The sequence below is a fragment of the Hydrogenophaga palleronii NBRC 102513 genome, from assembly GCF_001571225.1.
Classification (GTDB): domain Bacteria; phylum Pseudomonadota; class Gammaproteobacteria; order Burkholderiales; family Burkholderiaceae_C; genus Hydrogenophaga; species Hydrogenophaga palleronii.
This window is the reverse complement of record NZ_BCTJ01000065.1, coordinates 1-11,179: the sequence shown is the minus strand read 5'-3', so window position 1 is coordinate 11,179 and position 11,179 is coordinate 1. Positions and strand designations below refer to the sequence as shown.

The window sequence follows — 11,179 nt, the reverse complement described above, 5'->3', positions numbered from 1 at the left end:
CCAGCCACGAAAGAAGACACACCACTGCAAGCACAGAGCCCTCACCCCAACCCTCTCCCGGAGGGAGAGTGATCCCGCCCCCGCTCCCCTGCCGTCAGACCGAGCAGCGCAAGACAGCCCGCCGGGCCGAAACCCGGCTCGCCACAACAGCAACACCGCAGGAAGGAAACCAACATGCTGAGAGTCAAGGAAGTCAACCAGTACTACGGCGGTAGCCACATCCTGCGCAACGTCAACCTGCAAGCCGAACTCGGCAAGGTCACGGTGGTGCTGGGCCGCAACGGTGTGGGCAAGACCACGCTGCTCAAATCGCTCATGGGCCTGGTGCCCATCAAGAGCGGCAGCATCGAACTCGACGGTGTGCCCATCCACAAGGCCACACCTTACGAACGCGCACGCCTGGGCATCGGCTTCGTGCCACAAGGCCGAGAGATCTTCGGTCGCCTCACGGTGCAGGAGAACCTGCTCATGGGCCTGGCGACGAAGAAGGGCAGCACGCCGATTCCGGCTGAATTGTTTGAGCTGTTCCCGGTGCTCAAGCAGATGCTCGGCCGGCGCGGTGGGGATCTCTCGGGCGGCCAGCAGCAGCAACTCGCCATCGCACGCGCGCTGGCCGCGGGGCCGAAGCTGCTGATCCTCGACGAACCCACCGAGGGTATTCAGCCCAACATCATCAAGGACATCGGCCGCGTCATCCGCATGCTGGCCGACCGCGGCAACATGGCCATCGTGCTGGTGGAGCAGTACTACGACTTCGCCGAGGCCCTGGCCGACCACTACGTGGTGATGGAACGCGGCGAGGTCATCGCCAGCGGGCCGGGCAGCGAGATGCAGGCCAGGGGCGTGCGCCAGCTGGTCGCCATCTGAAGCGGCTGCTTCAGATCGAACGCATCAGGCCACCGTCCACGCGGATGTTCTGCCCGGTGATGTAGGCCGCGCCGTCCGAGGCGAGAAAGCCCACGGTGGCGGCGATCTCTTCGGCCGTGCCGTAGCGCCCCATGGGCACGCTGTCGCGCCGCTGATCGTTTTGCGGCAGGCTGTCGATCCAGCCGGGCAGCACGTTGTTCATGCGCACGTTGTCGGCCGCGTACTGGTCGGCGAAGAGTTTGGTGAACGCGGCCAGGCCGGTGCGCGCCACCGCAGAGGTGGGGAACATCGGGCTGGGCTCGAAGGCCCAGGCGGTGGAGATGTTGACGATCACGCCACCGCCCTGTTGCTGCATCACCGGGGTGACCAGGCGCGTGGGCCGGATGACGTTGAGCAGGTAGACGTCGATGCCCTGGTGCCATTGTTCGTCGGTGATTTCCAGCAGCGGGCCCTTGGGGCCGTGGCCCGCGCTGTTGACCAGCACGTCGATGCGGCCCCAGCGTTGCAGGGTTTCATCGACCAGGCGCTGCAGGTCGTCCTTCGACTGGTTGGAGCCGGTAACGCCCAGGCCGCCCAGCTCTTTGGCCAGCGCCTCGCCCTTGCCCGACGAGGACAGGATCGCGACCCGGAACCCGTCGGCCGCCAGGCGCCGCGCGGCCGCCGCGCCCATGCCGCTGCCACCTGCGGTGACCACCGCCACCTTGCCTTCTGCCATTGCTGCCATGCCGGACTCCTGTTGGTGCGAATGTGGATGCAAAGCCGGCATTGTCCCCTCGGACCGCGCTGGCCCGGCGCGTGGTGGTCATTCCCGTGTGGGGCTCTCAAGCCCCCGGCGTAAAGACCCCACGTCGAAACCAATAGCGCGACATGCGCACCATTTTTGGGATACAAACAAACTACTTCATTTGATATGTCGTACGAAGTTTGTCGCCATGCAGAGGGCGCGACTGTGTTTCCAAAAAAACGGAGATCGGGATGGATCGGCTCAAATCTCTTGCCAACGTGATGCAGTCGCAGGCGACAGAGCGTGAACGGGAGCGCATAGGCGGCGATGCCTTGCACGCACCCTTGAGCATTCAGGTCTACAACGCCGACGCCGCCAGCTTCCATGGCAATGCCGTGCTGGTGTGCGGCGAGACCGATGCGGTGTTGCTGGGCATCGGCCTGTCGCGTGCCGACGCCTTGCGCATCACGGCGATGGTGCTGGACAGCAAGAAGGTCTTGAAGACGATCTACGTCGGCTGGCCCGACCCGGACTGCCACATCGGCCTGGACGTGATCAAGCAGCACTTCCCGCATGCGGTGGCCCTGGCCACGGCGCCGACGCTGCAGAAGATTGAGGCCGCGCTCATCACGAACCGCCAGATGTTCGGCCGCTCGGCCGCGGCGCAGGCGCGCCATGTGGCGGGCTTGCCCACGCTGTTGCAGGGCGACCGCCTGGTGCTGGAAAACGAGGTGCTGGAGGTGCGGAGCATCGACGACAGCCAGCAGCACCGCAGCTATGTCTGGATACCGGCCATCAAGACCCTCGTGGCCGGGCTCAACGTCTACGGTGCCGTGCACCTCTGGACCGCGTGCACGTCCGACGACCAGGCGCGGGCCGACTGGCGCCGCACGCTCGACGGCATGCTGGCCTTGCAGCCGGAGCGGGTGATTCCGGGCTGCAGCCTGCCGGACAGTGCGCAGGATGTGTCGCAGATCCGCTGGACCCGGGACTACCTGGACCGCCTGGAGGCCGAGCTGGCAATGGCGCCCGGCAGCAACGCGCTGATCCGGGCCATGGAGCGGGCCTACCCCGAGGCCGGCCTGCCGGTGGCGCTGCACATCGGCGCGCGCGTCGGCATGGGCGAGATGAAGTGGTGAGGCGAGCGGGCGCACGGTGGCGCCCGCTGCCGGCCTTTATTCGGCGGTGATGCCGCGCTCGCGGATGATGGCGCCAAAGCGCTTCGAGTCGTCCTGCACACGTTTGCCGAACTCGGCTGGCGACAGCGGCATCGCTTCGCCGCCCAGGGCGATGATGCGTTCCTTCACCGATGGCGTGGCGAGGATCTTGTTGATCTCGGCGTTCAGCTTGTTGATCACGGCGGGCGGCGTGCCCGTGGGGGCGTAGAAGCCGAACACCGAGTCGGCGTCGAAGCCCTTCAGGCCCACCTCGTCGAGCGTGGGCACGTCGGGGAACAGCGGCGAGCGCTTGAGGCTGCCCACGGCCAGCAGCTTGGTGCGGCCGGCCCGGGCATGGGCCAGGCCGATGCCGGGATCGAAGTAGTAGTCGATCTGGCCACCCATCAGGTCGTTCAGCGCGGGCGCGGCACCGCGGTACGGCACGTGCACGGTGAAGATGCCGGCCTGGCTCTTGAGCATTTCACCCGCCAGGTGGGGCGAGCTGCCGTTGCCGGCCGAGCCATAGGTCAGGCGGCCGGGGTTGGCCTTGGCCTGGGCGATCAGCGCGCGCGCGTCGTTGGCCGCGAAGCTGGGGCTGGCCATCAGGTACACCGCCACGCGGGCGGCCGAGGCCACCGGCGTGAGGTCTTTCACCGGGTCAAAGCTCAGGCGCTGGTACAGGTGCGGGTTGACCGAGACCATGCCGCCCGAGCTGAGCAGCAAGGTGTAGCCGTCGGCGGCCGACTTGGCCACGGCCTCGCCCGCGATGTTGCCGTTGGCACCAGCGCGGTTTTCCACCACCACCGGTTGACCGAGCGCGGCCGCCAGCGGTGCGGACACCAGGCGCGCGATCTGGTCGGCGGCGCCGCCGGGCGGGAAGCCCACCACCACCTTCACGGGCTTGTCGGGCCAGCTCTGCGCCAGCGCGGCACTGGTGCTGCCCAGCGCGAGCAGGGCGGTGGTGGCGGCGACGGCGGCGAGGCGCCATGGGGTGGCGCGGGATGAGTTTCGTGGGGTCATGTTTGTCTCCTGGTTGTCGTTGGTGTTGATGGGGGGGATGCGGATGCCGATGCGTTCGGGCTCAGGTCTTGGCGCGCACCTTGAGCCGGGGATTGTGTTGCCAGCGGATCGGTTGCGCTTTCACCGGCCGTGCGGGAGCGCCGTGCTGGCGCAGCGCCTGGTCGAGCGCCTTGCCGGCTTCGTCGCTCAGTGCCGCCTCGCGTGCGGCGGCCACGGCCTGTGTGCGCTGGCTGGCGCTGGCGGGTTCTGCCAATGCGGGCAGGGCGAGGTGGTCGATGATGTGCAGCAGGTTGTCCTTGCCGCGTTCGTTGGTGCTGCCGTAGCCCTTGATGAGGCGGCCACACAGGGCCACCTCGTGGGCCAGCGGCGGGTGCACGGCGGCGAGCTGCACGACGGCGTCAACCCAACGGTCGATCAGCGCCTGTTCGGTCTGGAAGCGGCTGCCCAGCGGGCGCAGGCGTTTGGTGGCGGCCAGGGCGCGCAGCGCCAGCATGCCCAGCACCGAGTGCGAGCCGATCTTCAGTGGCAGCGCCCAGGGTGCGCGGCCAGCGGCCACGCGCCGGCGGTCCCAGGCCAGCACGCGCTGCGCCAGCCGCTCGGGCAGCATGGCCGCGAACTCGGGCGCACCGGGCTTGAAGTGGTCGTACACGCGCAGCAGGTCGTCGTTGCCGGCCTTCACCTCGTCGCGCACGCGTGCGCTGCGGCTGGCGCGGCTCTTGAGGTCGGCCACCAGCACGATGTCGTCGAAGGCCATCCACAGCGCGATCCAGCGCGCCATCTCCTGCGTCGTGCGGTAGGCGTGCAGGTGCTGCGGATCGCCCTGCGTTTCGGCCGCCAGCACCCGCCGCAGGCGCTCGGCGTATCGCTCGCCGTAGGCCGCGTTCTGGTACTCGCAGGCGCGGGCGTGGCCCAGCGCCATGATCTCGTGCACCTCCAGCGGGAACTCGCGCCGCAGCGCGTCGGGCAGGGGCTTGGCCTTCGGCGTGGTCACCGCTTCGGTGGCCAGCACCTGCGCGATGTAGTCGGTCTGCGTGCGCTGGGCGCTCACCGCGTCATAAGCGAGCGAGAAGCCACGCAGGCTGGCCTTGGCGCTGGCGCCGCGGTCGCCGATCACGGCTTCGTAGTCGCGCCGGGCGAACGGCAGCAGGCCGCTGCCGGCGATGGCGCCGAACATCACCGCGCTCACCACCGTGCCGGCCTGTTTGGTCAGCGCGGCCATGTCGAGCACGTGGCGTGCGCGGCTGTGGGTGTTGACCAGCGTCAGCAGCTCGGCGGCATCGCGCCGGCCGTCGCCCATCACCATCTTTTCACCGGTGGTGAGCGCCCGCGCCGACGAGCTGATCACCAGCGTGTGTTCGCTGGACGCGAGGCCGTTGGTGATCTGGCGGCCAGTCTCCAGCAGTTCGGAAGACACCAGCGCATCCAGCCGGCCGGGCAGCGGGTTGAGGCCAAACACCGGGCGGCGTCCACCCAGGTCGGCAAACGGCAGCGGAAAGATTTCGAGGTAGTAGGTGGTGGCACCGGTGCGCTGGGCCACGCCCGGGATGGAGGTGGCCTGTGCCGGGTAACCGGCCTGGCGCGCGGTTTCCACCAGCCAGTCGGTGAGAATGCCGCCGCCCTCGCCACCAAGGGCGCAGAGCAGCAGGGAGATCGGTTGTGGGGTCTGGTTCATGGGGCCTCTTGCTGGGCTGCTCGTCAAAGGGGCGGTCGTGTTGCTGCGGCGGGCAACAGGCGATCAGGGTGGGGGAGGGCGCGCATGCTCAGGCCGGCTGCAGCAGGCGCACGATGCCGCCGCGCAGGCTGTGCACCAGCCGCTCGTGCCAACGTGGGTTCTGCACCACCTCGGCGCGGTAGAACGACGGGCACAGCGTGGCCGCATGGGCGTTGGCGCCGCACAGGCCGCAGCCCACACAACCGTCGATGACGGTGGCCACCGGGTCGACCTTCAACGGGTCGGGGTTGTCCTTCAGGGTCAGCGTGGGGCAGCCCGAGAGGCGGATGCAGGCATGGTCGCCATTGCACACGTCGTCGTCGACGCCGTACTTCACGCGCACCACGCGTTTGCCTGTTTTCAGCAGGCTGTTGATCCACGGCTTCACGCGGCGTTGGCGTTCGAGCTGGCACTCGCCTTCGGCCACGATCACCTTGAGCCCCTGGAACTCGGTGGTGAAGGCTTCCGTCAGCGTGGCGCGCACGTTGTCCACCTCGTAGGTGTTCACGGTGCGCAGCCATTGCACGCCCAGGCCCTTGAGCGTGCTCTCGATGGTCTGGTTGGTGTGCGCCAGGCTCTGCGCCTTGTTGCCGGCCTGTTCCTTGGCCTCGTCGTCGGGCGTCGAGATGATGTCCTGCGTGCCGGTGGCCGAGGTGTAGCCGTTCTTGAAGATCAGCAGCACCGCGTCGTCGCCGTTGAACAGCGCCGACTGCACGCCGGTGAGCAAGCCGTTGTGCCAGAAGCCGCCGTCGCCCATCACCGAGAGCACACGCCGTTTCATCACCGGCGACACGCCGGCACGGCTGGCCAGGCTCATGCCGTAACCGAGGATGGAGTGGCCGAACGAGAACGGCTCGAAGGTGGCGAGGGCGTGGCAACCGATGTCACCCGCGATGTGCACCGGCCCCACATCCTGCTGCGCGAGCTTGAGGGCGGAGAACACCGGCCGTTCGGGGCAGCCCACGCACATGCCGGGCGGGCGGGCGGGCAGGGGCTCCTCCAGTTGTTGCACGCTCTCGGCGCGGCGGGTCTGGTTGCCTTTCAGCCAGGCGCGCGCGGCGTCGGCCACCGGCTGGGTGACCGGGTCCTGCAGGTAGCGGCCCACAAACTGCGCCAGGCCATTGGCCATCACCTCGGCGGTGTATTCGCCGGCATGGGGCAGCATGTCCTTGCCGTGCAGGGGTGTCTGGATGTCGCTGCGGCGCAGCAGCGTGGCCAGCTCCTGCTCGATGTACTCGGGTTGCCCTTCTTCGAGCAACAGCACGGCGCGCTTGCCGACGCAGAAGTCGGTGAGCTGCTCGGGCACCAGCGGGCTGGTGACGTTGAGCACCAGCATGGGAATGGCGGTCTGGCCGAACGCGTCGGCCAGGCCGAACTGCTGCAGCGAGCGGATCAGCGTGTTGTACAGGCCGCCCTGCACGATCAGGCCCAGGTCCTGGTGCACGCCGTCGAAGTGTTCGTTGAGGCCGTTCTCGACGATGTAGCGGCGCGCCGCCGGAATGCGCTCTTCGCCCTTGAGCTTTTCGTGGCGGAACGTGACCGGTGGGTGCGCCAGGCGCATGTAGTCGAAGCCGGCCGGTTCCTCGATCAGGTTGTGGCGGGAGAGCGCGGGCTTGACGTTGTCCTTGGTGGTGAAGCTGCCGCGCACGTGGCAGGCGCGGATGCGCAGCTCCATCAGCGCCGGCATGTTCGACGCTTCGGACAGGCGGAAGCCTTGTTCAACCATGTGCACCATGCAGGCCAGATCGGGCCGCGGATCGAGCAGCACCATGCTGGACTTGAGCGCGAAGGCGTGCGTGCGTTCCTGGATCACGCTGGCGCCTTCGCCGTAGTCCTCGCCCACGACCACCAGCACGCCGCCGGTGACACCGGGCGAGGCCAGGTTGGACAGCGCATCGGCCGCCACGTTGGTGCCGACAATGGACTTCCAGGTGACGGCGCCGCGCAGCGGATAGTGGATGGAGGCCCCCAGCATGGCGGCGGCCGAGGCCTCGTTGGAGCAGGCCTCCACGTGCACGCCGAGCTCGTCCATGTAGGGCTTGGCCTGCACCATCACGTCGAGCAGGTGGGACACCGGAGCGCCCTGGTACCCGCCTACATAGGACACGCCCGATTGCAGCAAGGCCTTCGTGATGGCCAGGATGCCTTCGCCATGAAAGGTTTGCCCGTCACCGAGCCGCAAAGACTCGATCTCTTTGGTGAATGAAACTTCCAACGGCTGTCTCCTGCTTGCCTTGTACGTGGGGTGGTGGGCGAGTATGGGGATGCAATGCGGTTTGATCAATAAACGAAAATCACTAAGCTACATTAGTTCTGTGCATATCAATGACATCGACCTGAACCTGCTGCGCCTCTTCAACGAGGTGTATTCGGCGGGCAATGTGAGCCGGGCGGCCGAGCGGCTCGGGCTCACGCAGCCGGCGGTGAGCCATGGCCTCACGCGCTTGCGCCTGCTCATCAAGGACCCGTTGTTCGTGCGGGCGCCCGGTGGTGTGAAGCCCACGCCCAAGGCGGTGGCCCTGGCCGATGCGGTGCAGCACGCGTTGAACACCCTGTCCCAGGCGCTCAACGAATCCACCGGGTTCGACCCGGCCCACTCGCGCCGCCTGTTTCGCCTGCACATGAGCGACATTGGCGAAAGCCGTTTCCTGCCCGGGCTGATGGCGACCCTGCAGCGGCTGGCGCCGGGCGTTCGCGTGGCCAGCCGGCCTGTTGCGCACGCCCAGCTGGCCGATGCGCTGGACAGCGGCGTGATCGATGCCGCTTTCGGTTTCCTGCCGCAGGTGAAGGACACCCAGCACACCGAGCTGCTGCGCGACCGTTATGTGGTGCTTCTGCGCGCGGGGCACCCGATGCTGGCGAGCCTCAACCGGCTGCGCGGTGCAGAGCAGTTGAAGGCCTTGAAGCAACTCGATTTCGTGGCGGTGCGCAGCCACAGCGACACCCTGCGCATCCTCGCGCAGACGGGCCTGCAGGACCGCCTGCGGCTGACGACCGAGCATTTCATGGTGCTGCCTTCGATCGTCAGCGCGACCGACCTGTGCGTGGTGATGCCCGGCAACATCGCGCAGGGTTTTGTGGAGACCGGTGGCTGCGTGATCGTGCGGCCGGCGTTCCGGGACTGCGACTTCACCGTGTCGCTGCACTGGAGCCACCGGTTTGAAGCCGACCCCGACAACCGCTGGCTGCGCGAGCAGGTACTGCAGTTGTTCGGTGAACTCTGAGCGTCACCCAACGGGGCACACCGACGCCTGAAGCGCCTAGGGCTTGTTCACAGCCGGTGCGATACGGCCTGCCGGCAGCGCGGTGGCCCTGGCCCATTGCGATTCGGGAACACGCAGCGCGTCCACCAGGTACCGCACCACCGAGGCGATGCGCGAGGAGATGGCCGACTGCTGGTAATACACCGCGTGCACGGGCCGCGAGGACGGCTCTGTCAGGCCGGGCAGCACTTCCACGAGGCGGCCCTCCACGACGTCGCGCGCGGTCATGAAGTCGGAGAGGCAGACGATGCCTTGCCCGTTGAGAGCGAGTTGCCGCAGTGTTTCACCGCTGCCCGCGAGCATGGCCGGCTCGGCGCGCAGCAGCTTGCCGTCGGCATGCCGCACCGGCCATGTGTTCAGCGATTCGGGATGGATGAACCCCAGGAGCGCGTGCTGGAGCAGGTCTTTGGTTTCGACCGGCGTGCCCGCCTGGCGCAGGTAGTGCGGGCTGGCGAGCAGGCGGATGCGTGTGCAACCCAGCAGGCGGCTGTGCAGCGTCGAGTCTTCCAGCTCGCCGATGCGCACCGCCATGTCCACCCGCTGTTCCAGGAGGTCGATGAAGCCGTCGTTGCTGCTGAGCACCAGCTTCACCTCGGGGTGCAGGGACTGGAAGCCGGGCATGAGCGGGGCCAGCACATGGAGCATGAACGGGGTCGCCGCGTCCACCCGCAGGGGGCCGGACAGTCGCCCACGCCGCTCCATCAGGCCGTCTTCGGCGAGCTGCACGGCTTCCATGATGTGGCGCGCATCCCGTGCAAAGCGGCTGCCCTCGTCGGTGAGGTCCAGCCGCCGGGTCGTCCGGCGCAGCAGCGTGGTCTGCAGCTTTTCCTCCAGCCGGGCCAGCAAGCGGCTGGTGGTGGAGACCGGCTGCTTCAGGTGCTCCGCCGCCGCCGTCAAGGACCCCGCATCGACGACCGCGAGGAACACCGTGAGTTCTTCCAGGGTGGCTTTCATATTCCCGTATCTGGCAAAGGTATTTTGTAGATTCTGGCCTTTTTCGGGAAAGTTAAGGCGATCAGAATCGCCGGACTCCGTAAAAACCCCAGGCCTTTTCTTCGTCGATGAGGCCCTCGATCCATGCACGCCCACACCTTCACAACAGATCCGGCAGCGGTATCCGATGCCCCGCGCAACGCAGCCCTTCCCCTGCTCGCCCTCACCATCGGGGCGTTCGGCATCGGCACCACCGAGTTCGGCCCGATGGGCATGCTGCTCACCATCGCCGATGGCGTGAACGTCTCCGTGCCCTCCGCGGGGCTGCTGGTGTCGGCCTACGCGGTCGGGGTCATGGTGGGTGCGCCCTTCATGACCTTGCTGCTGGCGCGCTGGCCGCGCCGCAGGGCGCTGATGGCGCTCATGGCGATCTTCACACTGGGCAACCTGCTGTCGGCCATTGCCCCTGGCTACGCCAGCCTGATGGTGGCACGCGTCATCACCAGCCTCAACCACGGCGCGTTTTTCGGCATCGGCGCGGTGGTGGCCGCAAGCCTGGTGCCGCGCGAGAAGCAGGCGAGCGCCGTCGCGCTCATGTTCGCGGGCCTGACGGTGGCGAACATCGGGGGCGTGCCGGCGGCCACCTGGCTGAGCCAGGCGGTCGGCTGGCGTGAATCGTTCGCGGCGATCGCGGGATTGGGGGTGCTGGCGATGCTCGCGCTGCGCTTCGCGTTGCCGGCCGGCAGCAAGGGCACCGCGCCGAACCTCGGTGTCGAACTCAAGGTCCTGACCCGGCCGCTGGTGTTGCAGGGCCTGCTCACGACGGTGCTCGGTTCGGGCGCCATGTTCGCCCTGTACACCTACATCAACCCGGCGTTGAAGCTGTTCACCGAGGCGTCTCCGATGTTCATCACCGCCATGCTGGCGCTCACCGGTGTGGGCTTCACGGTGGGCAATTCCGTTGGTGGCAAGCTGGCCGACCGGTCCATCGAGAAGACGGTCATCGGCTTCCTGTTGCTGGAGGCCGCGAGCCTCGCCGCGTTCCCGTTCATGGCGGGCACGCACATCGGTGCCGCGGTCGCGCTGTTCGTCTGGTCAACGGCGGCATTCGCCCTGGTGCCGCCGGTGCAGATGCGCGTGATGCGGGCGGCCGCGGAAGCGCCTGGCCTGGCATCGTCGGTCAACATCGGCGCGTTCAACCTGGGCAACGCGATCGGCGCCGCGATGGGGGCGGCCGTGCTGAGCGCGGGCATGGGCTATGCGGCCGTGATGTACGGTGGCGCGGCCCTGGCGTTGCTGGCGCTGGTGCTGGTTCTCTGGTCGCCGACCCGGACGGGCGAAGACGCAAAGGCGCAGGCCGCCACCTGCTGAGATTTCTCGGGACGCGTCACTCTTCCACCCCACCGGAGCGCGACCCGTCACGCGCGAAGTGCCTTTGTCCAGAGGCATCAAGGGTCCGGCTAGGCCGGCCCGAGCTGCCGTCCCCCCTCCAAGCGCCGAAGGC

At 67.8% G+C, this 11,179-nt stretch carries 9 protein-coding genes; 4 read left to right on the top strand and 5 right to left on the bottom strand.

Going from position 1 to position 11,179, the window contains the following annotated elements; translation table 11 throughout:
- The first annotated feature begins 174 nt into the window (after window positions 1–174).
- Window positions 175–867, top strand: coding sequence for an urea ABC transporter ATP-binding subunit UrtE (gene urtE / locus HPA01S_RS21740; protein WP_066273483.1), 693 nt, complete (start codon window positions 175–177; stop codon window positions 865–867).
- 10 nt (window positions 868–877) lie between these two features.
- On the opposite strand, the gene HPA01S_RS21735 is transcribed toward urtE, so the two are convergent.
- The gene (locus HPA01S_RS21735) at window positions 878–1,582 is read right to left on the bottom strand and encodes an SDR family oxidoreductase (protein WP_066273482.1); all 705 of its coding nucleotides are present in this window, start codon (window positions 1,580–1,582) and stop codon (window positions 878–880) included.
- A 260-nt stretch (window positions 1,583–1,842) separates the two neighbouring features.
- On the opposite strand from HPA01S_RS21735, the gene HPA01S_RS21730 reads away from it, so the two are divergent.
- Window positions 1,843–2,730, top strand: a complete 888-nt coding sequence (locus tag HPA01S_RS21730; protein ID WP_066273477.1) for an MBL fold metallo-hydrolase — start codon at window positions 1,843–1,845, stop codon at window positions 2,728–2,730.
- Window positions 2,731–2,766: 36 nt separating this feature from the next.
- Here HPA01S_RS21730 and HPA01S_RS21725 read toward each other — a convergent pair whose 3' ends face one another.
- The 3 genes from HPA01S_RS21725 to HPA01S_RS21715 all read right to left on the bottom strand — a co-directional run bounded on the left by HPA01S_RS21725 (window position 2,767) and on the right by HPA01S_RS21715 (window position 7,694).
- On the bottom strand, window positions 2,767–3,768 hold the full coding sequence (locus tag HPA01S_RS21725; RefSeq protein ID WP_066273475.1) for a Bug family tripartite tricarboxylate transporter substrate binding protein: 1,002 nt from the start codon (window positions 3,766–3,768) through the stop codon (window positions 2,767–2,769).
- A 61-nt stretch (window positions 3,769–3,829) separates the two neighbouring features.
- Window positions 3,830–5,440, bottom strand: a complete 1,611-nt coding sequence (locus HPA01S_RS21720) for an indolepyruvate oxidoreductase subunit beta family protein (protein WP_066273472.1) — start codon at window positions 5,438–5,440, stop codon at window positions 3,830–3,832.
- An 88-nt stretch (window positions 5,441–5,528) separates the two neighbouring features.
- Window positions 5,529–7,694, bottom strand: a complete 2,166-nt coding sequence (locus HPA01S_RS21715) for a thiamine pyrophosphate-dependent enzyme (RefSeq protein ID WP_066273471.1) — start codon at window positions 7,692–7,694, stop codon at window positions 5,529–5,531.
- Window positions 7,695–7,794: 100 nt separating this feature from the next.
- Here HPA01S_RS21715 and HPA01S_RS21710 point away from each other — a divergent pair, with 100 nt between their 5' ends.
- On the top strand, window positions 7,795–8,703 hold the full coding sequence (locus HPA01S_RS21710; protein ID WP_174525315.1) for a LysR family transcriptional regulator: 909 nt from the start codon (window positions 7,795–7,797) through the stop codon (window positions 8,701–8,703).
- Between the two features lie 36 nt (window positions 8,704–8,739).
- On the opposite strand, the gene HPA01S_RS21705 is transcribed toward HPA01S_RS21710, so the two are convergent.
- A complete protein-coding gene (locus HPA01S_RS21705) occupies window positions 8,740–9,696 on the bottom strand; it encodes a LysR family transcriptional regulator (protein ID WP_066273469.1) in 957 nt (318 codons plus the stop codon).
- A gap of 123 nt (window positions 9,697–9,819) precedes the next feature.
- Here HPA01S_RS21705 and HPA01S_RS21700 point away from each other — a divergent pair, with 123 nt between their 5' ends.
- Entirely contained in the window at window positions 9,820–11,046 is a 1,227-nt protein-coding gene (locus HPA01S_RS21700; RefSeq protein WP_066273467.1) for an MFS transporter, read from the top strand.
- Window positions 11,047–11,179: the final 133 nt, after the last annotated feature.